The following is a 25,032-nucleotide window of genomic DNA, read 5'->3' as shown; positions in this document are numbered from 1 at the left end:
GACCTCCTGGGTTCCAAAATTGTTGAAGCCGTCATTGGTCCAATGGTTGATGAGCCGTGCTTGCTTGACGGCGTTCAGGTTGCGGATGAGCGTGTGAATGGGTTTACACCCCAGATCTTCTGCAAATGCAGGCGTGGCGAGGGACCATAGCCCGATTGAAAGACCAAGACAAAGCCGCATGGTCTTTTCGTCCACTTGGGTTGGTGAGAACTTCGTGCCCTTGCAGCGGTTGACGTGACGTGGCGCTGCTGAAGTCTTCGGATGCGTTCGTAGCGAACGATGTATTCGTTGGCGGTGCCTTCGTCGTAGATCTTGGCGAGCGTCGCCTCGAGATCGGGCGAATAGAGTGCGCTCCACACGTCCACCTGCTCGTCACCCTTCTTGGTCGTCTGCCGAACCTTCCAGACCTTGTACTTGCAATTCTCCAGCTTGAAGGTTTCCTGTCCCGTTACGTCAAGCTCGAATGACCATTGCGTATTGGCCGGCTCGTCAGGATTTAGAGGGACGAACGAGATTGCCGTGCACCCTTCTTGAGGGGAAAAAGATTCTTAAGATCGGACAAGGCATAGAGCGCCTGTTGCGAACCTGCGCCCATGCGCGACAAATCGATAAGCCCTCGATACGAAAACACCGTTTGTCCGGCGGGTGAACCATATCTGTTTGTGATCTTGACGATCGGTCCATAGTGCTTGCGGAACTCGCTTTGTGTATCGACCTGCAGCAGCATGAAACCCTTTTCGGCAGTGGCTGCAGTCGGGCACTCGGCTGCTTGGGCCGCTCCTGCCAGCAGCGTAGCGACTAGAGTGAAGGTGAGGCGCCTTGGGCGCATGGATTTCCCTTGGTAAAATCGTTCTCGCTTGCACTCGTACTCGGCTCCTGTCCCCGCTCTGCGGTGCTAGATCCAAGTTGAGGGATACTCTCCTGTTTTCGGCCTCACAAGCAATGATTGTGACGTAATCCACAATTGTAAGAGGGTGCTGGCCGCAGCCCCGGCGCTGCAGCCGCTCCACGCCCGCGGATCCCGCCGGTTCCACCAGCCTCGCGTTTCCCATGTGCCGCAGGTTACTTACTCTCGCCTTAGTCAGCCTCTAAGGGTCCCTTGTGCGTCGCAACATAACACGAAGGCAGTCACCCTTGGCTGCTAACAAGGAGTGATTGCTGATGGCTGAGCACACTTCCCGCGGAAGCCGGATCGATTGTTTGGACGGGCTTCGTGGTCTGGCATCCCTCTGGGTGATGATCGGTCATGGCCTGTTGCTGACGGGCTGGCGGCTGCCGGTGTTGTCGGAACCTGATCTCGGTGTCGATCTCTTCATCATGCTTTCCGGCTTCCTGATGGTGTTCCACTATCGGCTGCGCGCCGCCAAGGAACCTTGGGAACTGACCTCGACCTGGCGCAATTTCTGGGTCCGGCGATTTCTCAGGATCGCGCCGCTCTACTATCTTCTTCTGGCCGTCGCCTTCATGCTCGGCCCATGGCTGTTCGAATCGCGAATGGTGATCGACGCCTTCCTCGATAGAACGCCGCAATCGCCCGCACGCTACCTCGACAACGGACTGACGAACGGGCTGATGCATTTGAGCTTTCTTTTCGGCCTCTCGCCCGACTATGCCTACCGAACTCCCCTGCCGGACTGGAGCATAGGCCTCGAAATGCAGTTCTATGCGGCCTTTCCCTTCGTCATGCTTCTGTTCAAGAGAAGCGGCCGGCTTAAGGGTGCGCTCATAACGGCCGTTATCGCCAGCGCGGTCGTCGCGACGACCGCGCTGTTGGGGATACGCTTTCCGATGCCGGCCTTCCTGCCGCTGAAGATGCACATTTTCCTTTGCGGAATGCTGTTGGCGCTCGGCCTTGAGGAGGAGAGATCGAAGGCTTTCCTCTATGGCGCAGCCGCCCTGGCGCTCGTTCTTCTGCCGATCGGCGGCGACATGACGGCGATGAAGACGCTGATGCGGGTGATGCTTGTCGCCGTCTTCTTCGTCCTGCTCCATCACCGCTTCTTCGGCGACGCACTGGGTGGCGGACTGAGCGCTCTATCCTCTGCGCTCGGCAATCGATTCTTTCATTGGCTGGGGGAACTATCATTCGGAGCGTATCTCTGGCATCTCATCTTCCTGCAACCGCTTGCCGCCTATTTCATCAGCGCTTTCGGTGACATGATGACCCCGCCTGCACGCTTCGCCGTGGTCACCGCAATTCTCGTACCCTTGGTCTACATGGCTGCCTGCGCGACCTTTTTCGCAGTCGAAAAGCCTGGGCAGAGGCTTGCCAAGCGTCTGATCGACAGGAGAAAAGCGCAGCCGGTCGAGGCGTGACTTCGTCGCGCGGCCAGCTCAGAGATTCTCCGGCGTGATCGTCAGGAAGCGCACCGGCTCGGGGCTTACCTCGAGTTCAATGAGACCAAGGGCCTTAAGCGTCAGGTCGACCGACCGGCGCGCCTGGATCTCCGGCGCCTGATCGAGCACGATCGACATCACGCCCTCTCGGAGAGCATTGCGAGACTGCTGCGAAAGTTCGTGACCGACCCAGAAGACCCCGCGCTGCGCCTGGTCCTTCAGGACGGAGGCAACCGAACGGTTGTCGCCGCCTGCGGTGTAAAGGCCAATGATCGCAGGGTCATCGCGGAGCGCGTCGCGCAGGAGCTCCATCGAGTTGATGTCGTCGTCATAGTCGAACATCACTTGGCTGAAGAGGTGATCGCCATCGTGCCCGGCGAGGTAGTCCGAGAAGCCGCGAATGCGCTCTTTGTGGTTCTCATATGCGCCGCTGTGGCAGAGCGCGACAAAAGTTCCCGGCCGGCCCTTGAGCATGCGCGACATGTAGTAGGCGGCAGTCCGGCCGGCGGCATAATTGTCGATGCCGATATAGGGAAGTTCCGGGGCGGGACGCGTCATGATCTGCACGACCGGCGTGCCGTGGCTTGCGACTTTTCTCAGGCTCGTCACCACATCCGGGTGGTCCGGCGCCACGACGATCAATGCGGAGCGCCGGACCGCCGGATTGGCGATGTAATGGGCGAACTCGACCGGATCGTTCTCGCGCGCGAAGGTGCGGTGAACGACGGTGCTCTTGTCTAGCAGGGCGGCGATCCGCTCGAAGGCGTGGTTCATGCGTGAGTAGAAGCTCGTTTCGGGCCGAACCAGGATGACCTCGACCCTGATCAGCCCCCGATACGCTTCCGGCATCCTGTGCCGGTAGTCGAGCTTCGTGACCGCCAGAAAGACCTTCTCGACTGTTTCCGGGCGCACGCCGCCGCGGCCGTTGACGACGCGCTCGACGGTTGCCGTGCCGACGCCGGCTTCCCTCGCGACATCCTTCAAGGTCACCTTGCTCACGCGAACAATCCTTCTTCAGCCTTCAGTTCAGCAACTGCGCGATGAGCGGTCAATGATCAAATTTGATCAAGGAAGATTTAGAGCCCGTTTGAGATCGGCGCTACCCTCAAAGAGAGTTCGGGAGGACTGCGAAAGTCCGAACCGATCCGGAAGAGAAGAAGCATCCGGCGCTCTTAAGTCGAGGCGCAGCGGATTGACGGAGGAGCAACCATGAAGATCGCACTCGACCCCTATATGCATCGCCATCTCAACCTCCGCGATCTGTGCCGGAAGGCGGCGGAGCTCGGCTACGAATACATCGAGCTGTCGCCGCGCGATGATTTTTTCCCCTGGTGGGTGCGCCCGCGCGCGCACAAGGAGCGGATTGCCGAGTTCAAGTCGGCGCTGAAGGATCACGGCGTTCAGCTTGCCTCGATCCTGCCGATGTATCGCTGGGCGAGCCCGCATGAGGACGAGCGCCAGGCGGCCGTCCGCTACTGGAAGGAAGCAATTCATGTAGCCGTCGAGATGGGCTGCGACACCATGAACTCCGAATTCGGCCGCGGCCCCTCGCCCGACCGCAGCCACCGCTCGAACTGCTGCGGCGGCATGCATACGCATGAGCACAGCGAGGCGGCCTGGTGGCGCTCGATGGAAGAGCTCGTGCCGGTCTTTGAGAAGGAGGGCGTGACGCTCAACATGGAGCCGCACCCGGAGGACTGGTGCGAGACGCTGCATCCGGCGATCGACATGCTGAAGACGATTGGCTCGAAGAACGTCAAGTTTCTCTATTGCGCGCCCCATACCTTCTATTTCGGCGACGACATGGCGAAGATGATCCGCGATGCGGGGTCGCTGATCGCCCACGTCCACGTCGCCGACACCTATAACCACAAGGCGTCCTCCGGGCTGCGCTATATCATCAACCCGCCGGGCGCCAAGGTGACGATCCATCAGCACATGGACATGTACCAGGGCGAGATCAACTGGGACGTCTTCTTCTCCTCGCTTGCCGGAATCGGTTTTGACGGCATCGTCACGGCCTGCGTCTTCGGCTGGGAGGATCGCGCCGACGAGTCCGGCCGCTTCATGCGCTCGGAAATCCAGAAATACGTGGACAAATACTGGCCGGCAAAACGCGTGTAAGCGGCGCCTTACGCAATTAGGACAACACCCGTGACAATCACAATTACGACGGCCCCATGCTGCTGGGGCGTGGATGACATCAAGAACCCGAATCTGCCCGCCTGGGAGCGGGTCTTCGACGAGGCAGCCGCCGCCGGCTATGGCGGCCTCGAACTCGGCCCCCATGGCTACGTGCCCCTCGATTCCGAACGCGTCGCCAAGGCGCTGCAGGAGCGCAAGCTCTTCATCGTCGCCGGCACGATCTTCGACGACCTCGTCTCGCCGGAGAATCGCGCCAATCTGCTTCGCCAGACGGACGAAATCTGCGCCGTTACGACCAAACTGCCGCAGCCCGAACAAGTGTCGGGACAGCGCTACAGGACGCCGTACCTGACGGTGATGGACTGGGGCCATGACGAGCGCGATTACGCCGCCGGCCATTCCGACCGGGCACCGCGGCTCTCAGATGAAGAGTGGGATGGCATGGTCGCCAACATCAAGGCGATCGCCGAACTTGCGATGAGCAAATACGGCGTACGCGCTGTCATCCACCCGCATGCCGGCGGCTATATCGAGTTCGCCGACGAGATCGAGCGGATCGCGAACGACGTGCCGGCGGAAGTCGCTGGCTTCTGCCTCGACACGGGCCACACCTACTACGCCGGCATGGACCCGGTCGACACACTCCGGAAATATGCCGACCGGCTCGACTACGTGCACTTCAAGGACATCGACGAAAAAGTCTTCCGCCGCGTGCTCCGCGAGAGGACCCGCTTCTTCGAAGCCTGCGCTCAAGGCGTGATGTGCCCGATCGGCCGCGGCGTCATCGATTACCCGGCGGTTAAGCGAGCACTCGAGGAAATCGGCTATCACGGCTTCATCACGGTGGAGCAGGAGCGCGATCCTCTAAGCGTCGCCGGCAGCCTCGCGGACGTGAAAGAAAGCCGCGACTATCTGCGCTCGGTCGGCTTTTAAATCGCGGAACTTAGGAAACACCACAATGTCAGAGAAGAAGAGAAAACCGATCCGCTGGGGCATGGTCGGCGGCGGACGCGGCAGCCAGATCGGCTACATTCACCGCTCGGCGGCGCTCCGCGACGACACCTTTGCACTCGTCGCCGGCGCCTTCGATCTCGACCCGGAACGCGGCCGCTCCTTCGGCGTCGATCTGGGGCTCGACGGGGGGCGCAGCTATCCGGATTACCAGACGATGTTGGCCGAGGAAGGGAAGCGACCGGACGGCATCGAGGCGGTTTCCATCGCTACGCCGAACAACACCCATTTTTCGATCTGCAAGGCCGCGCTGGAATACGGCCTCCACGTCATCTGCGAAAAGCCGCTCTGCTTCACGGTCACGGAGGCCAAAGAATTGAAGGCGCTTGCCGAGGCGCGCGGACTCATCGTCGGTGTCACCTATGGCTATGCGGGTCACCAGATGATCGAGCAGGCGCGCGCCATGGTGAAGAACCGCGATCTCGGCGAGATCCGTATCGTCAATCTGCAGTTCGCCCACGGCTTCCACAGTGCCCCGGTCGAGGAGCAGAATCCGTCCACGCGCTGGCGTGTCGACCCGAAATTCGCCGGCCCAAGTTACGTGCTCGGCGACGTCGGCACGCACCCCCTCTATATTTCCGAAGTCATCCTGCCGCATTTGAAGATCAAGCGGCTGATGTGCGTGCGCCAGAGCTTCGTCAAGAGCCGCGCGCCGCTCGAGGACAATGCGATAACCCTGATGGAATACGATAATGGCGCCGTCGCCAATGTCTGGTCGAGCGCCGTCAATGCCGGCTCGATGCACGGCCAGAAGGTCCGCATCGTCGGCTCGAAAGCGAGCATCGAATGGTGGGACGAGCGGCCGAACCAGCTCTCCTACGAGATCCAGGGCGAACCGGTCCGCATCCTAGAGCGCGGCATGGACTATCTCTACCCGGAAGCCCGCCTCGACGACCGCATCGGCGGCGGCCACCCGGAGGGCCTGTTCGAGGCCTGGGCCAATCTCTACCGCCGCTTCGCTCTCGCGATCAACGACAACCGCGGGCTCGCGCCGGACGGCATCGAGAACCTCTGCTTTCCAGGCATCGATGCGGGCCTCGAAGGTGTCCGATGGGTTGAGAATTGTGTTCGATCGGCGGACCAGGGCGGGATTTGGGTCGATTACGAGTGAAAGTGTCGGGCGGTTTCAGCCCGTATTTCCCCCTCATCCGGCCTGCCGGCCACCTTACCCCGCAAGCGGGGCGAAGGGGGCTCGCGGCGGCCTATCACACCGCAAGAGAGCGGCAGCCAATAGCAGCAAACGGCGACCTGATCCCCTCGCCCCGCGTGCCGGGAGAGGGCTAGGGTGAGGGGCAAATTACACGCTCCAACAGCTATGACTTTTGGTTCTCCACGAAGGTCGCGTGCCATTTCGCCAGCATCGCTATCGCTTCCTTGAGGAAGGCCGGGTGGGTACCCGGCAGGAACTCGATCCTGGGCGCTTTACCGTCGAGCCTCAGCCGTGCGAACACCCGCCCCGCCTCGTCTTTCAGTTCCTCCGGCTTCTCCGGCTCCGGCTTATCGTTCTGCGACAAGCGGTTGAAGACGAGCTGAAAGCGCTGGTCGGTCTCGGCGGCGCGGAAGCGAGACGAGGCAATCTCATCCTCCGCTTGCGCCCGCGCCTCCTCCCCCTCAAGCAGCGTGCCGATCGCCATCCAGCGCTCGCGGCCGGCCTTCGGCGCCGGACCGATGGCGCGAGCTACATGGTGCGGGACGCTCTCGGCCACCTGCAGCAGGCGCGACAATTCGCTCTTCTGCACGGCGAGCGCATCGCCGATCACCTTGCGGTCGAAGCCGCGGGCGACGAGTGCGGAAGCGAAAAGCGCCCGTTCGATGAACGAAAGATTGCGCCGCTCGGCGTTTTCCTTGCCCTGGGCGAGTACCAGTTCGTCGTCCGTCAGCGGCCGGACGATCGCCTGTACCTGCAACTCGAGCCGGCGCACCGCTTTCAGGCGGCGATGGCCGTAGGCGGTCTGGTAATGGCTCTGCTTCTCCGGATGCGGACGGACGAGGATCGGCGATTGCTGGCCGTTTTCGCGAATGCTCTCGACGAGCGCCAGGAAGTCCGGATCGTCGACCTCCGCGTCGGTCAGCCGGTCCTCGACGAAAGAAGCCTCGACAAGGGCGGGATCGAGCGCGACGATGCGTTCGCCCTGGGTCAGCGCCTTTCGGAGCGCGCGCGCCTCCTCGGCCTCCCGCGTGATGCTGCCCAGCGAAAGCCCCATGGCCTTGACTGCGCCGGATGCGGCCCGGTGCGCGTTCGGCGTGGGCTGGTTGTTGACAGGTGTCAACGCGTCGGGCTGGTCCGCCGGGGCCTGCGTGGGCGATGCAGGCGCGCCTCCCATGAAAAGCGCGCGCAATTCGTTCTTCCGGTTGTTGCCCGCCATGTCTTAGCGCCCCCAGGCCGCGTGAATGAGAGCCTCAATCTCGCCGTTGACGGCGTTGAGCGACTCGATCGCCCGGTCATAGGTGGCGCGGGTGAAGTTCTCGCGGCCAACCTCGTAGAGCGTCTGCTTAGTCAGGCCCGCATCCGAAATTGCCGTCGACTTCACCATGGCCGAGGTCAGCACCCGGTCGCCGAAAAGGGAGCGCATGAAGCCGACGATCTGCGCCTGCGGCCCATCATTGGGTTCGAAGCGGGTGACGAGATAGCGGAGGAAATCGAAATTGAGATCGCCGCCCGCCTCGCGCACGACGCTCAGGAGGTCCGAGGTCATGTAGAGGAACTGGTTCATCGAGGCGACATCGAGCATCTGCGGATGCACGGTGACAATGACCGAGGTCGAGGCGCAGAGCGCCGAGAGCGTCAGATAGCCGAGCTGCGGCGGGCAATCGATGACGACAACGTCGTACTCGTCGGCAACACTTGCGAGCGTCGCCTGCACCCGGGCGAAGAAGAGCGGCCCCGCATCGGAGCCGCTCTGGCGGGCGCTCAAAGCCTGCGGCGTCGTATGCTCGAACTCCTGCAGTTCGAGATTGCCGGGCACCAGATCGAGCCCGTCGAAATAGGTCTTACGGATGATCTCTTTCAGCGGCCGCGCCTCGGCGTCGTAGCGGATCGCGCCGTAGAGCGTGTCGTTGCCGGTCAGGTCCAGCTCCGGCTGGTAGCCGAACAGCGCCGAAAGCGAGGCCTGCGGGTCGAGATCAACCGCCAGCACCCGATGACCGGTCAAAGCAAGATATTGCGCGAGGTGGACGGACGACGTCGTCTTGCCGGAGCCACCCTTAAAATTGGTGACCGAGATCACCTGCAGGTGCTCGCCCCTCGCCGGATCGCGCCACTTCAGATAGCCGCGCGCCTTGATCCCATTGGCTTTGGCGAGCGCCTGTTCGGCAAGATGGCGGCGCAACGCGTTGATGTCGGAGAGCGAATAGGAGCGCCGCCCGCCGATGCCGGTGTCGGGCTGCGGCCCCTCGCCCGCGAGCGACAATTGCCTGAGATAACCGTCGGAGACGCCGATCAGCTTGGCGGCCTCGCCGGAGGTGAAGCTGCGGAGCGTTTTCATTGCCGTTGGCGCAAACAGGCGGTCGCGCATCGCCTTCAACTGTTCGGAAAGCGCCCGCGCGTCCGCCGCGATCGCCTCGTCGGCGGGCCTGCGATATGCTGCGCCGCTTGCGCTTGCCGTCTCGGCCACCGATCCCGTCATATCCATTATCAAAATCCCCTCGTGCGTTTCGCCTTCGACGGCCTTGGACAAAGGTCACCCCTCGCCGTTGGCGCACATGCGCTCGCCGCAGCCCTTAACAGAACAATCCCTGAATTACGTCGAAATACGCGAGATGCGGTCTAATCCGTTAGAGGAATGATTCATCCTCTGATTCGCGTCAACCCATTTCTCGGATGTCCGTTTCGCGCCTCGGCGATGTTCCGGAAGAATGAAGCTTTCATGGAGGAACTGAAAAACAACTGAGAAAGGCTGTTACCAAACTGACATCAGAGCCCCCTAAAGAAGGCGCCCAAGCGGCGCTGAGCGGGACCATATGCTTCTCGCGCGGTGCCTCAAACCATCCCCGGAGGCCACGCTCCCATGAAGATCGTCCAGATCAGTGACACCCATCTCAGCCCTTCCAAGACGCACTTCAACGACAATTGGGAGCCCGTTGCCCGCTGGATCGAAACTGTGGGCGCCGACCTCGTCGTCCATACCGGCGACCTCACGATCGACGGCGCCGATCAGGAGGACGACATCGCCTTTTCGGTCGAGCTCATCCGAAGACTGCCGGTGCCGGTGCTGATCGTGCCGGGCAATCACGATGTCGGCCACCTGCCCGGCTCGGACCAGCCGGTCGACGCGGAGCGGCTTGCCCGCTGGCGTAAGCTTGTCGGACCTGACTACTGGGTCTCCGACCACGGCAAATGGCGGCTGATCGGCCTCAATAGCCTCCTTCTCGGTCTCGACGATGCGGAAGAAGAGAAGCAGTTTCAATGGCTGGAGCAGGTGCTTGCCGAATGCTCCGGCCGTCGTGTCGCTCTCTTTGCCCATAAGCCGCTCTTTGTCGATGATCCCGGGGAAGGCGATACCGGCTACTGGAGCGTGCGGCCGCGTCAGCGCCGGCGGCTCTACGAGTTAATGGCCAGAAGCGATGTCGCGCTTCATGCCAGCGGCCATCTGCACTGGGCCTGGCGAGGTCATCATGCGGGCACTGACCTCCTCTGGGCACCGCCGACCTCCTTCATCATCGATACGCTGGAGCGGGAAATGCCCGGCGAGCGCCTCGTCGGCGGGGTGCTTCACCATCTCGGCGACGAACACATCGAAAGCGAGATCGTCGCAGTGCCGGGACTAAAGCCGTACGTCATCGATCACGTGATCCACGAGGTCTACCCGCACCACGCCAGGAAGCTCGCGGAGGCGGCACAATGAGCATTCTCGCGCTCCGCAACATCGCCAAATGCTTTGGCGGCAACGCGATCCTCAAGGGCGTCAGCCTCGAGGCGGAAGAGGGCGAGTTCATCGCGCTCGTCGGACCCTCCGGCTGCGGCAAGAGCACTCTGCTCCGCATCATGGCGGGGCTCGACCATGCGGATGGCGGCGAGATCGTCATCAGCGGGCGCGAGGTCTCGTCGGTCGCCGCTGCGGACCGCAACGTCGCTATGGTGTTCCAGTCCTATGCCCTTTATCCGCATCTAACCGCCGGCCAGAATGTCGCCGTGCCGCTCGCCATGCGGCGCCTGACGGCCGTGCAGCGCTTCCCGTTCATCGGCAACCTTCTCCCGGGCCAACGCCAGATTCGTGCCGACATCCAGCGACAGGTCAAGGAGATGGCCGCCGCCCTCAAGATCGACCATCTGCTCGACCGAAAGCCCGGCCAGATGTCGGGCGGGCAGCGCCAGCGCGTGGCGCTCGCCCGCGCCATGGTCCGCCACCCGAGCGTCTTCTTGATGGACGAGCCGCTCTCCAACCTCGATGCGAATCTCCGCGTCCACGCCCGCGGCGAGATCGTCGAGCTTCATCGCCGCGCCGGCGTGCCAACGCTTTACGTCACCCACGACCAATCCGAAGCGCTGTCGATGGCCGATCGCGTCGCGGTGATGATCGGCGGCACGCTCCTGCAGCTCGCGCCGCCGCAGGAAATTTATGACGATCCCGCCCATATCGACGTTGCGCGGTTTCTCGGCCAGCCACGCATCAACGTGGTGGAAACCCGGATGGATGCGTCCGGCGTGGTCCGCTTCGGCGCGCTCACGCTTGCGGTCGAGAACTCCGCCCCGCGCGATGCGGCCGTGATGCTTGGCGTGCGCCCCGAATTTGTCCGTCTGAACGGAAACCCAAATGGCACTCTCAAGGCGCGTGTCGAACGTACCGAGTTTCTCGGCTCGGAAGTGATCGTCCATACGAGGCTCGATGCCATCGGCGAAGCGATCGTCGCCAAGGTCACGCCGGTTGAAGCCTCGGTGCTGTCTGACGGCATGCCGGTGTCGGTCGAAATCGAACCGGATCGGGCGATGCTCTTCGCGATGACGGGCGAACGGCTGCAGGCGAGGACGGTCGCAGTCGCCCCGACGCTGGAGAAAGCCCATGGCTAGCATCGCGATGGACATGCCGATCGTGGCCGCCGACCGGCGCGAGGCGCGGATCGCCTGGCTACTCGCCGCTCCGGCGATTACTCTCCTCTTCCTCTTCATCCTGCTGCCGACTCTCGCCGTCATCGTCCTCGGCTTCACCGATTTCGAGCTCGGCTATGGCGGTTTTCGCTTCGTCGGCTTCGAGAATTACGCGGAGCTCATCGGCGACCGCACCTTCCGCCGCTCGCTCTGGAACACGGCCGTCTACACAGCGATCGTCACGCCGGTCTCGATGGTGCTGGCGCTCGCGATCGCGCTGCTGATCGAGGCGGAAACGCGCGCAAAGGCCTTCTTCCGCACCGTCTATTTCCTTCCGGTCGCCTCACTGCTCGTCGCCATGGCGACAGTCTGGCAATTCCTCTTTCATCCGACCATCGGGCCGATCAACACCTTCCTTGCGGAGTTCGGCATAGCCGGCCCGAACTGGCTCGGCGCCTCCGGCACCGTTCTCTACGGCCTTTCGATCATCGGCATCTGGCAGTCGGTCGGCTTCAACATGGTGCTGTTCCTCGCCGGCCTCACCGCTATCCCCCGCGAGCTCTACGCCGCCGCGGAAGTGGACGGCGCCAGGTCCTGGCTCGACCGCTTCCGGCTCGTCACCTGGCCGATGCTCGGGCCGACGACGCTCTTCGTCACGACGATCAGCATCATCAACTCCGTCAAGGTGTTCGAGACGGTGAAGACGCTCACCGAGGGCGGGCCGAATAAGGCGTCCGAGGTGCTGCTCTTCACCATCTACCAGGAGGGCTTCGTCTATCTCCGGGTCGGCTATGCCTCGGCGATGACCGTCTTCTTCCTCGCGATCCTCGTCGTCCTGATGTTCCTGCAGTACCGCGTCCTCGACCGGAAGGTACATTACGCATGAGCGCGCACAGCCTTTCTCTCGGCCGTATCCTGCGGTTCGCCATCCTGACCCTAGGCGCGCTCATCTTCCTCGCGCCCTATATCTTCATGATCTCGACCGCCGGGAAGGCGCAGAGCGAGATCTTTTCCTCCTCGCTCACGCTCATCCCCGAGCAATGGTCCTACGTCGAGAACTTCACCAAGGCGCTGTCGCGCGTCTCGATGCTGACCCTGCTTTTGAACGGCGTGATCGTCTGCGCGATGATTTTCGTCGTCCAGGTCGTCGTTGCCATCCCCTGCGCCTATGCCATGGCGAAGCTCAAATTCCGCGCCGCGCGCCTCATGATGGTGCTGGTGATGCTGGGATTGCTCGTGCCGATCCATGCGACGGCCCTGCCACTCTATGTCGCCTTCGATCGGCTCGCCGTGCTCAACAGTTACACGGCCCTCGTCGCGCCCTTCTCGATCTCGGTTTTCGCGATCTTCCTGTTCCTGCAGTTCTTCCGTGCGCTCCCCGACGATCTGATCCAGGCCGCGCGCCTCGACGGCATGTCCGAAATCGGAATCGTCGCGCGCGTCGTGGTGCCGAATGCCTGGCCGGCGATCACCGCCTTCGCGATCTTCTCGGTGGTGGCGCATTGGAACGACCTGTTCTGGCCGCTGGTCGTCGTCAGCAACCAGGACTATGCCACCCCGCCGCTCGGTCTCCTCTTCTTCCGCGCGGCCGAAGCCGGCGACGACTACGGCGCGCTGATGGCCGCCACGCTGATCATCACCCTTCCCCTCGTCGCCGCGTTTCTCATCGCGCAGAAGCGCTTCGTCGAGGGCATCACCATGACCGGTCTCAAGGGCTGACCGGTTAAAACCAGGAGAGCGTCATGAAACATTTCAGGCAATTTCTCGCCGCCGCTGCGGTGTCGATCACCTTCGCCGTTCCGGCTCAGGCCGAAACGGTTCTGACGGTGCACTACCCGATGCCCGGCTTCTTCAAGGACGTGATGGACACGATCTCGAAGAAGTTCATGGAGGAAAATCCGGGGATCAAGATCACCTTCGCCAATCCTTCCGCGACCTACGAGGAAGGCATCCAGACGATCATGCGCCAGGCCGGCACCGCCGAGATGCCCGACGTCACCTTCATCGGCTTGAACCGCCTGCGCATGGTCAACGAGCGCGACATTCCAGTCGACCTCGGCCCCTTTATCGCAAAAGACGGCAACATGACCGAGCAGGGCTTCTCGGAAAACATCCTGAAGCTCGCCCAGATCGGCGGCAAGCAGGTGGGCCTTGCCTTCGCGACCTCCAACCCGATCATGTATTACAATGCCGATCTCGTCCGCAAAGCCGGCGGCGACCCGGACAATCCGCCAAAGACGTGGGATGAGGTGATCGCGCTCGGCGGCAAGATCAAAGCGCTCGGCGACGGCGTCGAAGGTATCGACTTCCGCTGGCAGGGTGACGATTGGATGTTCTCGGCCCTCCTCTTCGGCGCGGGTGGCCACATGCTCAACGAAGACGAGACGAAGGTCGCCTTCAACGGTCCGGAGGGCCTGAAGGCGATCGAAGTGCTCGACCGCATGGTGAAGGAAGGCGGCCTGCCGGTCTTGACGAAGCAGGCCGGCGAGCAGGCTTTCGTGGCGGGCAAGATCGGCTTCGCCTTCCAGACGACCGGGGCACTCCGCAACACGATCAAAAATGTCGGCGGCAAGTTCGACCTGCGCACGGCGGCGATCCCGCTGATCGACCCGGTGAACGGCAAGCTGCCGACAGGCGGCAACGCCGTCGTGATCCTGACGCGCGACGCGGAAAAGCAGGAAGCGGCCTGGAAGTTCGCCAAGTTCGCCGCCGGCCCCTATGGCGCTTCGGTCGTCGTTCCCGGCACGGGCTACGTGCCGAACAACGAGCTTGCGGCCAAGTCGCCGGAATACCTCGCCAACTTCTACAAGGAAAACCCGCTCTTCCGCGCCGGCCTCGAGCAGATGCCGCGCATGATCCCCTGGTACGCCTTCCCGGGCACCAACGGCGTCAAGGTCACCCAGACGATTGTCGAGAACCTGTCCCGCGTCGTCGAGCAGTCGGCAACGCCTGAGGAAGCGCTCAACGACGCGGCCGCGGAAGTGGAAAGTCTGTTGCCGCGGAGCTGAGCTGCACACCATCGCCTTCGCGAGAATCCGTCTTGAGCGCGCCTGCTGCATGTTGCCTTAAAGCCCAGCCGATTTAAGGAACATGCGGTAGGCTCTAAATTGAGCCCTTGCAGGCGCGAACCTTCGACTACTTCTGTCGTGGTTGCGAAAGCCCTCCTCCTGCCGAAACCAGCTTTCCAGCGCGCTTGGCCGTAACCGCCTCCACCAATGTCCGTGCCGCGTTGCGGACCTCTTCCTGCACCGCCTCGTCGGCATCCAATTCTTCGTGGCTGAGCGCGTAAGGTTTCCAATAGCCGATATAACGATCCAGCTCAGCCAATGGGCCGGCGGGTTCGAGATGCATGTAGCAAAGCCAGTCCGACAGGCTGCGCCGAACGTTTTCGACGCCCTCCACATCACCATGCACCACTACGGAAAAGATCCGCCCGGCGAGATGTCGGGGATAGCTCCAGCCTTCAAGCTCAAGCGCCTTGGCGAGCGTCGCATCCTTGCCCTTGGTCGAGGTGGGGTCAGGGTTGCCGCCGTCGGCGCAAACCAGCCGGTCCATCATCAATTTTATCGGCGAAGACACGTGATACCAATTGACCGGCGTGACGATCATAATGCCATGCGCCTCAACCCACATCGGATAGATCTCGTTCATCCAGTCATGGACCTGTCCAAGCGAATAGTTCGGATAGCAGGAGCATGGCCAATGACAGAGAGCCGGCGATGTGGAAAAGCAGGCCTTGCAAGGATGAATCATCCGCCCATATTCGGCGGCGAGGCGATGCAATTCGAGAACGGTCGTCTTCACCCCGGCGGTGTGGTCCATAGTTTCCTGCGCGATCCTCATCAGTCGGTAGGATTTCGACATTTCGCCGGGACAAGTGTGTTCGCTGCGGGAGGACCCACTTATCAAAAGGATGCGCGCTGGACCGTCGGTCTCCAAGTGACGCTCTTGCGCAGCATGAACGGCATCGCGCGCCGCAAGCCAATCGACGGATAACTCGTAGTCCGGATCCTTAAAGGCAGGTCCAGCCTTGCGGGTGTGAGGTGCCTTTCGCTGATGCTTATAAGCGTCCCACGCCGCCGATGCGATCCTGTCCAATTCCGATCGCAGATTATCAAAGGCCGGGTCCTGAAACCGGCTGAGGAAGCGGCGGCGAAACTCGGTCTCCGCCAGCCTGGGGCTTGGCGTTCCCTTTCGCGGCCCGAGCACTGCCGGCGAAGATCTCGTCCCCGTGCCTTTAGCCATCTTCCAATTCCTGTATACCAAGCTTGTCACGTGTAATCGGGCACGCCCGCGATTGTTCCGGGCGCCCGCGCATGCCTAGATCGCCGCTAACGCTTGTTTGGGTGTGCTTCAACGCGCGCTGGCTATGAGCATGTTGCGGCGATTGGACCTAAATAGGCCCGCCCCACCCGTCAGGCCCTGCGAGTAACAGGCCAATGTTGATCCGCACTTGTTTCGAGGACCACGCGTGATCTCAGTTGGCTGCGAAGCAGTAGATGAGACCGTCTCCACCGGTGCTCCGCAATGCCTCCTGTGAGCAGCCACCTCGGGTCGAATGCGAAGAGTTCCATGATTTTGCCGCATCCGAGTCGTCCAAGCCGGTGCGGTCGCTGTGGCCAACGATAGCTGCGCCTTCCGCGCCGCCCATGGTCCAGTTGCCGCAGGTTTCCGGCGCTGCTGTCCCATCAGGCTTCGAGCCGGTGAGAATGTCATGGCGGTTCGGACTGTCACCGCGGCCGGGGATGACTTCGCCTTTTTCGTTGAGCGCCGTCTGCTTCGTCAGATTGTTGCGATCGCTGTGAAGTGAGGTGACGTCGTCGGCGATCTTTTCGCCTTTGGCGTTGTACCAGGGACCTGTCCCTATGCGATCCTTGGCATTCTCGGTGTCGGTGGAGAGATAGGCTCTCCAGGTCTTACCGGTCGAGCCGCTGGCCGTTGCCAGCGCGCTGCAATGGGCATCGGCGCCTGCAAGTCCTCCGAGATCTCCACCCTTCCCCGGGTTTGTGCTGGTGACGAAGAAGCTCATTGAAGTGTCTTGAGCATGAGATGAGATCACCGAACAGGCCAGTGCGGCCATGACTAATACCAGCCGGCGTTTCATGGCTAACCTCCCTGAAAGTTCCTGGTTAAAGCCTAATGCGCGGAACGACGTCGGTAAAATCGAGATCTCGTGAGGGCACGAGAGGCGCCTGGACAGCTTCAATCGGCCCGCTCTTATTTTGGCGTAGTTTTCTGGTCGAGGCGACGGGCTGACTTGTCGGCCCCGACTGCCGCTAATGCCGGCACGCACTTCATGCCGCCATCCTCACGGTCCCGCCCGAATAAAGCCGGTGGTCGAGGCAGAGGTGCCGGCACTGCAGGGCATTTTCGGCGATATCGAGCAGCATGGCCGCCGCGGCCACGCCCATATCGCCGTCCGGCATCGCCATCGTCGTCAGAGAAGGGCTCATCAGCCGGCCGATGGCGATCCCGTCAAAGCCTGCAACGGAAACGTCGTTCGGGACGGAAAGCCCCTCCCGCCGCAGCGCACCGACGACGCCGAGCGCGAGCAGGTCGTTGGACGCGACGACCGCGGTGGGCTGGAACCCTTCCATCACTCCGGAGAGATCCAGTTGCTCGTAACCATCGACGAAGGGGATCTCCATTGCGGGAAGCGGCGCATCCCCGGCCTCGTCCATTGCCGCACAATAGCCTTCGTAACGCAGACGCGCGCGGTCGGAGGAGGCGAAATGCCCGGAAACGAACAGAATGCGGCGATGCCCGTGGGTGAGGATGTGGCGGGTGATCTCGCGGCCAGCGCGATGATTGTCGACCGTCACCGCCGCAGGAAAGCGCGGAACCGGGCGGTTGTTGAGCAGGATCGTCGGCGGCAGGGCTGCCGAAAGCGCCTCGCTTGTCTCGGCATTGCAGAGCGTCAGGATCAGCCCTGTCGGCCGCTGTTCGAGAAGCGCGGCGACCGCCCGCGCTTCTGAGGCCGGATCGTAGTTCGACTGGGCGATCAGGACACCATGTCCGGCAGCCTGCATGCGATGCTGGATGCCGCCGAGAGAAGCAGCGAAGACCGGATTGGTCACGCTTGGGACCAATACACCAACGACCGGGCGATTGCGCGCGTTCGCTCCTGCAGAAAACGGAGGCCTGTAGCCGAGTTCGGCTGCGGCGCGGCGCACCCGCCGCACCATCTCGTCGCTGACCGGCCCCTCGCCTTTCAAGGCGCGCGAAACCGTCGCCAGCGAGCAGCCGGCGTGAAAGGCTATCTGTTGCAGTGTCACCATCCCCTCCGCCTATCGCGCTTTCATGACAGCGGGGTGAATGGTCCCGAAGTGTAGGTCACCGGTTCGGCGGCGCACGGCCGTAAAGCAAGAGCATGACGATGATGACGACACCGTAGACGATCTGCCGGCCGGCCTCCGGCATCTGCATGACCGATAGGATGGATTGCAGGAGGGTGATCAGGATGACGCCAGCGACCGTGCCGAAATAGGAGCCCCGTCCGCCGAGGATGGAGGTGCCGCCGAGCACGACCGCTGCGATCGACGGCAGCAGATAAGGGTCGCCCATTGCCTGCGCCGCCTTCGAGGCATAGCCGGCCAGAAGCACGCCGCCGAAGGCGCTCAAGGCGCCGGAGATGACGAAAGCGGTCATGATGACACGGCGCGTGCCGACCCCGGAGAGAAAGGCGGCGCGTTCACTGTTGCCGATGCCGTAAACGGCCCGCCCGAAGGCGGTGCGGGTGAGCAGGAACACCATCGCGACGCTCACCCCACCCCAGACGAGAATCGCATTCGGGAGGCCCGGAACAACCGCACCGGTCGCGAGCCACCGTACGGCAGGCGGGGCCGAATCCTGCGGCGAGAAGCCGCCGGTGTAAACGACCATCAGTCCCTGCGCCACGACATTCGACGCGAGCGTCACGATCATCGAAGGGATGCGCAGGAAAGCCACTCCGATGCCGTTCAACAGCCCGAAGGCCACCCCGCAAAGCACGCCGGCAGGAATGGCGGCAACGGAGCCGGTGTCGCCGAAACCGGCGACGGCACAGGCCATCATCGCACCGGCCGTCATCACCCAAGGGACGGAAAGATCGATGTGGCCGAGAAGGATGGCGACCATCATCCCCGCGGCGACGACACCGAGGAAGGAGGCGACCTTGAGCTGCTGCAGCAGATAATCGGGCGAGAGGAAATTGCTGGAATAGAGACTGCCGAGGAAGAGCAGCAGCAGAATGCAGCCGAAGGCGGTGACGACGGCGGGGTCCGCGCGGCGGAGAAAGCCGGGCAGGCGCGCCCTGATCGACATGCGGCGCTCGGACGTCTCGCTCATTGGAACCAATCCAGACGGTTTCGGACACGCAACAGGGCGAGCGAGCCTATGCTGACGGCGATCATCAGCACGATGCCCTGGAGCAGGGGCTGCCAGAGCGGTTCGACGTCGAAGGCGAACAGCATGTCGCCGGTGGTGCGGGCGGCAAAGGCGCCGAAGATCGCCCCGACGGCACTGCCGCGCCCGCCATAAAGCGACACGCCGCCGAGCACGACTGCGGCTATCGACCAGAGCGTATAGGCGCTGCCGCTGGCATAGGCGGCCTCGCCGGTATAGGTGAAGAAGGTGAGGAACAGACCTCCCATGCCGGCGAGCAAGCCGCCGAGGAGATAGGCCGCGAACTTGCCGCGCCGGATCGGCATGCCGGACATGAAGGCCGCCGGCTCGGAAGAGCCCGCCGCGTAAGCCGCCCGGCCCACGACCGAGCGCCGGAAGGGCAACCAGACGATCAGCACGACCGCCGTCAGCGCGACAAGGCTCGACGGGATGACGCCGAAGAGCCGTCCGGTCAGAGCGTCGGCGAGTTCCTCGTTGACGGAGCCGCCGGGAAACGGCCTCAGCAACAGCGCCAGGCCGAAATAGACGGCTCCGGTGGCGATGGTCGCGACGATCGGCTGCAGACGGCCGTAGATCACCAGGAGCCCGTTGACCGCACCGCAGAGCATGCCGGCCGCCAGCACGGCGACGACGCCGAGGGCGCTCGGTACCGCTGCCCCGACGACAATCCAGGATGCTATGCAATTGGTGAGAACGAAGATCATGCCGACCGACAGGTCGATGCCGGCGGTGATCACCACCAGCGCCTGCGCCATCGCCACAAAGGCGAGCAGCACGCCCTTGTTGGCGGCCGTATGGACGACGTTCGCTGTGAAGCCGGCCGGGTGGTTGGCGACATAAACGACGAACATCACCAGAAAAATCGCAAGCCCCATCAATGTGCCGCGCTGTTCGTTCAGCCAGAAGCGCCATTCGCTCATACCGCCGTCCCCTCCTGCCCTGCCTGAACGTTGAGGGCGCTTGCGATCAGCGCCCGTTCGGTGATCTCGCCGCCCTCGAGTTCACGGACGACGCGCCCGTCATAGAGGACCAGCACTCGGTCGCAGCAGCCGATCAGTTCGTCGTAGTCGGTCGAATAGAAAAGGATCGCCGCGCCGGACTCGGCCAGACGCCGCAGCAACTGGTAGAGCTCCTGCTTCGTACCGACGTCGATGCCGCGGGTCGGGTCGTTGAGCAGGATAATCCGAGGCGTTCGCATCAGCCATTTGGCGATGACGACCTTCTGCTGATTGCCGCCGGAGAGCGCGCCGACGGGCACGTCGAGGCCGGCGGTCTTGATCTCCAGGAGACGCACCATGTCGTCGATCAGACGCTCCTCCTTGTCCCGATCGATGACGCCGCCGCGCGAAACCCGGTCGAGGGCGGCAAAGGAAAGGTTCTCGCGCACCGTCATCGGCAGCATCAATCCTTCCGTGTTGCGGTCCTCCGGGATGAGCGCCATCGACAGCGGCGATTTGCGCGCCGTGGCCGGGCTGCTGATCGTCACCGGCGCCCCGTCGATCAGCACGGAGCCCGTGGTCCCGCGAAGCACGCCGAAGAGAGCGAGGAGAAGCAGCCGCTGGCCTTGGCCCTCGAGGCCGCCAAGGCCGACGACCTCACCCTCACCGACCGTAAGCGAAATGTCGCGCAGGCGATCGGTCCAGCCGAGATTGCGGCATTCGAGCACGGGCGCCTTTGCGGGCTCTGCCATCCGGATGGCTTTCGGCGGAAAGACGTGGCTGTATTCGCGCCCGATCATCATTTCGACGATCTCACCGTTGCTGCGCGTCCCTGCCTCGAAGGTCGCGACATTGCGGCCGTTGCGAAACACCGTGCAGGTGTCGGCAAGTTCGGCGATCTCATGCATGCGATGCGAGATGTAAAGCAGGGCAAGACCTTCCTCCCGCAGGCGCTTGAGCACCGCGAAGACCTTCGCGACGTCGCCGGCCGTCAATGCCGAGGTCGCCTCGTCGAGGATGAGCGCGCGCGGCTTTACGGTGAGCGCCTTGGCGATCTCCACCATTTGCCGGCGCGAGAGCGGCAGATCCTTCACCGCGGCGCGAGGGTGGATGTCCTCGGCACCCGCGCGCGCCAGGGCCTCCTCCGCAATTGCGCGCTGAGCGCGTCGGTCGATCATGCCGAAACGGCGAGGCGGGTTGGAAATGACGATGTTGTCGGCGACGCTCAGGTCCGGGATCAGCGAAAGTTCCTGGAACACGCAGGCGATCCCTGCCGCCGCCGCTTCGGCCGGCGAGCGGAAGTTCACTTCGCGACCGTCGAAGAGCATACGGCCTTCGTCCGCCGCCACCACGCCAGCCATGATCTTGATGAGCGTCGACTTGCCGGCGCCGTTCTCGCCGAGAATCGCGTGAATCCCGCCGGGCGCGACCTCCAACTGCGCATTCTCCAGAGCGCGGACACCGCCATAGCGCTTCGATACGCCTTCCATGCGGATGAGCGGCGGCGGTGTCTCTGCTGCGGTCATGGGGTGCCTCGGAGCGTGGGTTGCCGGCGCATGCCGCGCACATGCGGCATGCGCCTCAGTTGTTCAACGGGAACCTACTGGTTCTCCTTGCTCTGACCCATGATCTCCTGGGCGGTAAAGTTGATGTCGCAGGTCGGGAAGGCATTGCCGACGAAGAAATTGTCGGACTGGTCCGGATAATAATCCTGGCCCTCCTTGAAGTTCGGATCCTCGACGATCGCCAGCGGCAGCTTGATCGACTGCGGCACCACCTCACCCTCGAGGGCCGCAATCGCCGTCTTGATGGCGACGGCAACCTGGGCGGGGCCGGTGCCGGCGGACGAGCACTTCAGCCCGTCGGCCGAGTGCTTGGCGCAGAACTTGCGGAAACCGTTCTCGGTCTCGCCGCCGAAGGGCACGAAAGGATGGCCGGCATCGATCATCGCCTGCACGACGCCGGTGTCGCCGCCCTGCGCGGTGATGCCGTCGAATTTCTTGTGCACGGCAATCGCATCGGCCGTTGCCTTCTGCGCCGTCGGATCGTCCCATTTACCGAGCACCTCGACGACGTCCCACTTCTTGCCCGTCGCGGCGAATGTCTCCTGGATGCCGTTATGCCGGTCGGTGTCGACGGAGGTGCCGGGGACGCCGCGGACCTCGAGGATCTTGCCGCCTTCCGGCAGATGCTTGGCGAGCCACTTGGCCCAAAGCACGCCGAGGCCCTTCTGGTCGACATTGACGTTGATGGCGTCCTCGGTATCTAGGATGTTGTCGAAGGCGACGAGAACGACGCCGGCTTCCTTCGCCCGCTTGATGACCGGGCCGAAAGCGGTCGGGTTCTGAGCATTGACGATGATCGCGTCATAGCCGGAGTCGATGAAGTTGTTGATCGCCGAGATCTGGGCCGGGACGTCCTCGCCCGTCGAGACGACCTTGAATTCCTTGAGCTTGGCCGCAACGTCCGGCTGTGCGGCATAGGCCTTGGCCGTCTGGATCATCTGGATGCGCCAGGTGTTGGCGATATAGCCGTTGGCGAGGGCGATCCGATAGGGCCCTTCCTTCTTCGGGAATTTGAAGAATTTCGTTTCGGACGACCAGGGTGCGAAGCAATCCGGATCGGCCGAAGGCCCGCTGACGATTTCAGGTTCTGCGGCGGCGGTGGTGGATAGAAGCGCGACTGCAGCGGCCGTGAGAATGCCGCTGAGGAATTTTCCGGTCATCGAATTCCCTCCCGTTATCTTGCTGGGACAGGGCATCGAAAGAGGATCCAGACATCGATTACTCGCCGCAGACACGTCTGCGGCCCGAAGCACCGGAGATTCACTCGTACACGAGGAACGCCCCGGAGCTTTCCGAAGCATCCTCTCGGTCTCCGAGTTCTGAAACCCAGATTTGCTTCAGTCGCCGATCCGGCACGACATATCGATACGCGAGTCCAATGACGCCAGACAGGCTCCTCCCGGGGCGTCGAGCGAAATGGTAGCGCTACCAATATCTTATGTAAAGCTGCCGAAGCCCGGGACCAGAAGACCCACACTGTCCGGCGAATGCAAAACAGCGCAGCCTCGGCAGCGCTGTTTTGCGGGCTCGCGGCTCAGCTTTGTTGTCCGGGGTGCATGGTCTGGCTGAAACGATCGGCAAAAGCCTCGATAGAACCGCGGCCGAAGCGTCTGACACGGCGCCTGACGAGAATGGACATGACGCGCGCTGCGGTGGAAAAGGTCATCTCGTCGAGCGGGCCCTCGCCGTTCCAGGGCTTGGTCAGCCGGTCGGTGACAATGCCGAGCATATTGGCGGGCATGATGTCGGTGCAGGGTTTCATCCACTCGAAGACATCGCTGATCGGAAGCACCTTGCCTTCGAAGGAAACGATCGGCTCGGGCATCCCTTCCTCCCAGTCGTCATAGGCTTCGAGCGCATCTCTGAAGAGAGTCTGGAGGGTGATCGAGGCATGCCCCTCATAAAGGGCGGGCAGCAAATTCGTCATTAGGGTCTCCTCCGATTGGTTAGGCCGGAAACGCGAAATGGCCAATTCTGTCAGCGATGACGGATTGTGATGCGCGTTCATAAAACGTGCAGCGGCAGTATGGTTCAAAGCTGGGCCGGGGGCAAATACAATCGATTAAAGCAGTGGATTTTTTATCGTGCTCCAACAGCAAGGCATGCTCACCGGAAGGTGCAAGCCGCTGAATTGCTAGAATAATCTACCTGTGGAAAACCCGGCTACACCGTCAGATGCCGTCGCGCATCCGGCGTGTCGAGTGTCTCGGGCGCTCCCTCGTGCACGAAGGCGCCGCGGTCCATGATATAGACTTGATCGGCATGCTCGCGGCAGAAATCGAGATATTGCTCGACGAGCAGGATCGCCATGCCGGTCGAGTCCCTCAAATATTTGATCGCGCGGCCGATATCCTTGATGATCGACGGCTGGATGCCTTCCGTCGGCTCGTCGAGAACGAGGATTTTCGGGCGGGTGACAAGCGCGCGCGCGATCGCGAGCTGCTGCTGCTGGCCGCCGGAAAGGTCGCCGCCGCGTCGGCCGAGCATGGTTTTCAGCACCGGAAACAGGCTGAAGATATCCTCAGGGATCGAACGGTCGGCCCGCTTTAACGGCGCGTAGCCGGTCTCGAGATTCTCCTTAACCGTCAGCAGCGGAAAGATTTCGCGGCCCTGCGGCACATAGCCGACGCCCTGTTTGGCGCGGCGGAACGGCGCCAGCCCGTCAAGCGAAACGCCGTTGAAGGAGATCGCGCCCGAACTCACCGGATGCTGGCCGGTGATTGCCCGAAGCAGGCTCGACTTGCCGACACCGTTGCGACCGAGCACGCAGGTGATCTTGCCCATTTCGGCCTTGAAAGAGACGTTGCGGAGCGCCTGGGCGGCGCCGTAATGCAGGCTGACGTTTTCGACGCTCAACATCGTTTAATCCTCCCGCTCAGCGGCCGAGATAGTTTTCGATCACCTTCGGATCGTTGCTGACGAAGTCGATGGACCCTTCCGCCAGCACGGATCCCTCTGCAAGGCAGGTGACCTTGACGCCCAGATCACGGACGAAGCCCATGTCGTGTTCGACGACGACGACTGAGCGGGTTTTGGCGATTTCCCTGAGCAGGATCGCGGTTTCCGCCGTCTCCGCGTCGGTCATGCCGGCGACCGGCTCGTCGACGAGCAGGAGTTCCGGCTCCTGTGCGAGCAGCATGCCGATCTCTAGCCATTGCTTCTGGCCGTGCGAGAGATTGGCGGCGAGATCATCGCGGCGCGCCGTCAACCGCACGGTTGCGAGAATCTCCTCGATGCGGTCCTTGTCCTCTCCAGTCAGGCGATAGAACAGCGTCGCGAAGACGCCGCGGCTGCGATTGAGCGCCAGCTCCAGATTGTCCCAGACCGTGTGGTTCTCGAACACGGTGGGCTTCTGGAACTTGCGGCCGATGCCGAGCTGGGCGATCTCCGCCTCGTCCTTCTTCGTGAGGTCGATATCGCCCTTGAAGAAGACCTCGCCCTCGTCGGGCCGTGTCTTTCCGGTGATGATGTCCATCATCGTCGTCTTGCCGGCGCCGTTCGGGCCGATGATCGCGCGCAGTTCCCCTGGCTCGACGATAAAGGACAGCGAATTCAGTGCCTTGAAGCCGTCGAAGGAGACGGAGACGCCGTCGAGATAGAGCAGGCTTTTCGGTTTCTTCTCGGTCAT

At 62.6% G+C, this 25,032-nt stretch carries 24 protein-coding genes; 10 read left to right on the top strand and 14 right to left on the bottom strand.

The annotated features are described in order from the left end of the window. Nucleotides 1–239 precede the first annotated feature (239 nt). Nucleotides 240–467: a hypothetical protein gene (locus AYK65_RS33285; protein WP_234706584.1), complete on the top strand. Its 228-nt coding sequence runs from the start codon at nucleotides 240–242 to the stop codon at nucleotides 465–467. A gap of 29 nt (nucleotides 468–496) precedes the next feature. Here the strand turns inward: AYK65_RS33285 and AYK65_RS33280 are convergent, their stop codons facing one another. Then, the gene (locus AYK65_RS33280; protein ID WP_234706585.1) at nucleotides 497–727 is read right to left on the bottom strand and encodes a hypothetical protein; all 231 of its coding nucleotides are present in this window, start codon (nucleotides 725–727) and stop codon (nucleotides 497–499) included. Between the two features lie 434 nt (nucleotides 728–1,161). Between AYK65_RS33280 and AYK65_RS24045 the strand changes: the two genes are divergently transcribed. Next, nucleotides 1,162–2,316 carry an acyltransferase family protein gene (locus tag AYK65_RS24045; protein ID WP_046117334.1) on the top strand — a complete coding sequence of 385 codons (1,155 nt, stop codon included), beginning with the start codon at nucleotides 1,162–1,164 and terminating at the stop codon, nucleotides 2,314–2,316. Nucleotides 2,317–2,334: 18 nt separating this feature from the next. Here AYK65_RS24045 and AYK65_RS24040 read toward each other — a convergent pair whose 3' ends face one another. Beyond that, nucleotides 2,335–3,336, bottom strand: coding sequence for a LacI family DNA-binding transcriptional regulator (locus AYK65_RS24040; RefSeq protein ID WP_026615600.1), 1,002 nt, complete (start codon nucleotides 3,334–3,336; stop codon nucleotides 2,335–2,337). A gap of 210 nt (nucleotides 3,337–3,546) precedes the next feature. Between AYK65_RS24040 and AYK65_RS24035 the strand changes: the two genes are divergently transcribed. The 3 genes from AYK65_RS24035 to AYK65_RS24025 are packed head-to-tail and all read left to right on the top strand — an operon-like array spanning nucleotide 3,547 to nucleotide 6,604. After that, complete coding sequence (locus AYK65_RS24035) at nucleotides 3,547–4,461, top strand: sugar phosphate isomerase/epimerase family protein (RefSeq protein WP_046117335.1); 915 nt, start codon at nucleotides 3,547–3,549, stop codon at nucleotides 4,459–4,461. Between the two features lie 30 nt (nucleotides 4,462–4,491). Then, nucleotides 4,492–5,415 (top strand): TIM barrel protein, encoded by a 924-nt coding sequence (locus AYK65_RS24030; RefSeq protein ID WP_081161327.1) that lies wholly within the window; start codon nucleotides 4,492–4,494, stop codon nucleotides 5,413–5,415. Nucleotides 5,416–5,440: 25 nt separating this feature from the next. Further along, nucleotides 5,441–6,604, top strand: a complete 1,164-nt coding sequence (locus tag AYK65_RS24025) for a Gfo/Idh/MocA family protein (protein WP_046117337.1) — start codon at nucleotides 5,441–5,443, stop codon at nucleotides 6,602–6,604. A 202-nt stretch (nucleotides 6,605–6,806) separates the two neighbouring features. Here the strand turns inward: AYK65_RS24025 and repB are convergent, their stop codons facing one another. Both repB and repA read right to left on the bottom strand, forming a co-directional pair. Next, complete coding sequence (repB, locus tag AYK65_RS24020; protein WP_046117338.1) at nucleotides 6,807–7,859, bottom strand: plasmid partitioning protein RepB; 1,053 nt, start codon at nucleotides 7,857–7,859, stop codon at nucleotides 6,807–6,809. A 3-nt stretch (nucleotides 7,860–7,862) separates the two neighbouring features. Continuing rightward, nucleotides 7,863–9,125 (bottom strand): plasmid partitioning protein RepA, encoded by a 1,263-nt coding sequence (gene repA / locus AYK65_RS24015; protein WP_081161386.1) that lies wholly within the window; start codon nucleotides 9,123–9,125, stop codon nucleotides 7,863–7,865. A 375-nt stretch (nucleotides 9,126–9,500) separates the two neighbouring features. Between repA and AYK65_RS24010 the strand changes: the two genes are divergently transcribed. The 5 genes from AYK65_RS24010 to AYK65_RS23990 are packed head-to-tail and all read left to right on the top strand — an operon-like array spanning nucleotide 9,501 to nucleotide 14,526. Further along, nucleotides 9,501–10,337 (top strand): metallophosphoesterase family protein, encoded by an 837-nt coding sequence (locus AYK65_RS24010; protein WP_046117339.1) that lies wholly within the window; start codon nucleotides 9,501–9,503, stop codon nucleotides 10,335–10,337. Next, nucleotides 10,334–11,500 (top strand): ABC transporter ATP-binding protein, encoded by a 1,167-nt coding sequence (locus AYK65_RS24005; protein ID WP_046117340.1) that lies wholly within the window; start codon nucleotides 10,334–10,336, stop codon nucleotides 11,498–11,500. The genes AYK65_RS24010 and AYK65_RS24005 overlap by 4 nt, the downstream gene beginning before the upstream one ends. Then, nucleotides 11,493–12,404, top strand: coding sequence for a carbohydrate ABC transporter permease (locus AYK65_RS24000; RefSeq protein WP_026615608.1), 912 nt, complete (start codon nucleotides 11,493–11,495; stop codon nucleotides 12,402–12,404). The genes AYK65_RS24005 and AYK65_RS24000 overlap by 8 nt, the downstream gene beginning before the upstream one ends. Beyond that, a complete protein-coding gene (locus AYK65_RS23995; RefSeq protein WP_026615609.1) occupies nucleotides 12,401–13,237 on the top strand; it encodes a carbohydrate ABC transporter permease in 837 nt (278 codons plus the stop codon). Before AYK65_RS24000 ends, AYK65_RS23995 begins: the two co-directional genes overlap by 4 nt. A 23-nt stretch (nucleotides 13,238–13,260) precedes the next feature. Further along, nucleotides 13,261–14,526: an ABC transporter substrate-binding protein gene (locus tag AYK65_RS23990; RefSeq protein WP_081161325.1), complete on the top strand. Its 1,266-nt coding sequence runs from the start codon at nucleotides 13,261–13,263 to the stop codon at nucleotides 14,524–14,526. Between the two features lie 127 nt (nucleotides 14,527–14,653). On the opposite strand, the gene AYK65_RS23985 is transcribed toward AYK65_RS23990, so the two are convergent. The 10 genes from AYK65_RS23985 to urtD all read right to left on the bottom strand — a co-directional run bounded on the left by AYK65_RS23985 (nucleotide 14,654) and on the right by urtD (nucleotide 25,032). After that, nucleotides 14,654–15,691: a flavodoxin family protein gene (locus AYK65_RS23985; protein WP_063769935.1), complete on the bottom strand. Its 1,038-nt coding sequence runs from the start codon at nucleotides 15,689–15,691 to the stop codon at nucleotides 14,654–14,656. A gap of 304 nt (nucleotides 15,692–15,995) precedes the next feature. Then, a complete protein-coding gene (locus tag AYK65_RS23980) occupies nucleotides 15,996–16,622 on the bottom strand; it encodes a hypothetical protein (RefSeq protein ID WP_026615611.1) in 627 nt (208 codons plus the stop codon). 190 nt (nucleotides 16,623–16,812) lie between these two features. Next, nucleotides 16,813–17,796: a substrate-binding domain-containing protein gene (locus tag AYK65_RS23975; protein ID WP_081161322.1), complete on the bottom strand. Its 984-nt coding sequence runs from the start codon at nucleotides 17,794–17,796 to the stop codon at nucleotides 16,813–16,815. Nucleotides 17,797–17,851: 55 nt separating this feature from the next. Beyond that, nucleotides 17,852–18,844 (bottom strand): ABC transporter permease, encoded by a 993-nt coding sequence (locus AYK65_RS23970; protein ID WP_046117344.1) that lies wholly within the window; start codon nucleotides 18,842–18,844, stop codon nucleotides 17,852–17,854. Beyond that, the gene (locus AYK65_RS23965) at nucleotides 18,841–19,821 is read right to left on the bottom strand and encodes an ABC transporter permease (RefSeq protein ID WP_026615614.1); all 981 of its coding nucleotides are present in this window, start codon (nucleotides 19,819–19,821) and stop codon (nucleotides 18,841–18,843) included. Before AYK65_RS23965 ends, AYK65_RS23970 begins: the two co-directional genes overlap by 4 nt. Continuing rightward, nucleotides 19,818–21,365 (bottom strand): sugar ABC transporter ATP-binding protein, encoded by a 1,548-nt coding sequence (locus tag AYK65_RS23960; RefSeq protein ID WP_081161319.1) that lies wholly within the window; start codon nucleotides 21,363–21,365, stop codon nucleotides 19,818–19,820. The genes AYK65_RS23965 and AYK65_RS23960 overlap by 4 nt, the downstream gene beginning before the upstream one ends. 74 nt (nucleotides 21,366–21,439) lie before the next feature. Further along, nucleotides 21,440–22,564: a sugar ABC transporter substrate-binding protein gene (locus AYK65_RS23955; protein WP_026615616.1), complete on the bottom strand. Its 1,125-nt coding sequence runs from the start codon at nucleotides 22,562–22,564 to the stop codon at nucleotides 21,440–21,442. Between the two features lie 374 nt (nucleotides 22,565–22,938). Then, complete coding sequence (locus tag AYK65_RS23950; RefSeq protein ID WP_026615617.1) at nucleotides 22,939–23,331, bottom strand: BRA0787 family protein; 393 nt, start codon at nucleotides 23,329–23,331, stop codon at nucleotides 22,939–22,941. A 236-nt stretch (nucleotides 23,332–23,567) separates the two neighbouring features. After that, complete coding sequence (urtE, locus tag AYK65_RS23945) at nucleotides 23,568–24,263, bottom strand: urea ABC transporter ATP-binding subunit UrtE (RefSeq protein ID WP_081161317.1); 696 nt, start codon at nucleotides 24,261–24,263, stop codon at nucleotides 23,568–23,570. A gap of 16 nt (nucleotides 24,264–24,279) precedes the next feature. Next, nucleotides 24,280–25,032 (bottom strand): urea ABC transporter ATP-binding protein UrtD, encoded by a 753-nt coding sequence (urtD, locus tag AYK65_RS23940; RefSeq protein ID WP_081161314.1) that lies wholly within the window; start codon nucleotides 25,030–25,032, stop codon nucleotides 24,280–24,282.

Source organism: Ensifer aridi, assembly GCF_002078505.1.
Lineage (GTDB): Bacteria > Pseudomonadota > Alphaproteobacteria > Rhizobiales > Rhizobiaceae > Sinorhizobium > Sinorhizobium aridi.
Note: the sequence above shows the minus strand (reverse complement) of the source record. Positions and strands in the feature narration are given on the sequence as shown.

Coding starts and splice junctions, on each gene's coding strand:
- AYK65_RS33280 (WP_234706585.1), bottom strand. CDS start 727: ATGCTGCTGCAGGTCGATACACAAAGCGAGTTCCGCAAGCACTATGGA.
- AYK65_RS24045 (WP_046117334.1), top strand. CDS start 1,162: ATGGCTGAGCACACTTCCCGCGGAAGCCGGATCGATTGTTTGGACGGG.
- AYK65_RS24035 (WP_046117335.1), top strand. CDS start 3,547: ATGAAGATCGCACTCGACCCCTATATGCATCGCCATCTCAACCTCCGC.
- AYK65_RS24025 (WP_046117337.1), top strand. CDS start 5,441: ATGTCAGAGAAGAAGAGAAAACCGATCCGCTGGGGCATGGTCGGCGGC.
- repB (WP_046117338.1), bottom strand. CDS start 7,859: ATGGCGGGCAACAACCGGAAGAACGAATTGCGCGCGCTTTTCATGGGA.
- repA (WP_081161386.1), bottom strand. CDS start 9,125: ATGGATATGACGGGATCGGTGGCCGAGACGGCAAGCGCAAGCGGCGCA.
- AYK65_RS24010 (WP_046117339.1), top strand. CDS start 9,501: ATGAAGATCGTCCAGATCAGTGACACCCATCTCAGCCCTTCCAAGACG.
- AYK65_RS24005 (WP_046117340.1), top strand. CDS start 10,334: ATGAGCATTCTCGCGCTCCGCAACATCGCCAAATGCTTTGGCGGCAAC.
- AYK65_RS24000 (WP_026615608.1), top strand. CDS start 11,493: ATGGCTAGCATCGCGATGGACATGCCGATCGTGGCCGCCGACCGGCGC.
- AYK65_RS23995 (WP_026615609.1), top strand. CDS start 12,401: ATGAGCGCGCACAGCCTTTCTCTCGGCCGTATCCTGCGGTTCGCCATC.
- AYK65_RS23990 (WP_081161325.1), top strand. CDS start 13,261: ATGAAACATTTCAGGCAATTTCTCGCCGCCGCTGCGGTGTCGATCACC.
- AYK65_RS23980 (WP_026615611.1), bottom strand. CDS start 16,622: ATGAAACGCCGGCTGGTATTAGTCATGGCCGCACTGGCCTGTTCGGTG.
- AYK65_RS23975 (WP_081161322.1), bottom strand. CDS start 17,796: ATGGTGACACTGCAACAGATAGCCTTTCACGCCGGCTGCTCGCTGGCG.
- AYK65_RS23970 (WP_046117344.1), bottom strand. CDS start 18,844: ATGAGCGAGACGTCCGAGCGCCGCATGTCGATCAGGGCGCGCCTGCCC.
- AYK65_RS23965 (WP_026615614.1), bottom strand. CDS start 19,821: ATGAGCGAATGGCGCTTCTGGCTGAACGAACAGCGCGGCACATTGATG.
- AYK65_RS23960 (WP_081161319.1), bottom strand. CDS start 21,365: ATGACCGCAGCAGAGACACCGCCGCCGCTCATCCGCATGGAAGGCGTA.
- AYK65_RS23955 (WP_026615616.1), bottom strand. CDS start 22,564: ATGACCGGAAAATTCCTCAGCGGCATTCTCACGGCCGCTGCAGTCGCG.
- AYK65_RS23950 (WP_026615617.1), bottom strand. CDS start 23,331: ATGACGAATTTGCTGCCCGCCCTTTATGAGGGGCATGCCTCGATCACC.
- urtE (WP_081161317.1), bottom strand. CDS start 24,263: ATGTTGAGCGTCGAAAACGTCAGCCTGCATTACGGCGCCGCCCAGGCG.
- urtD (WP_081161314.1), bottom strand. CDS start 25,032: ATGACCGAGAAGAAACCGAAAAGCCTGCTCTATCTCGACGGCGTCTCC.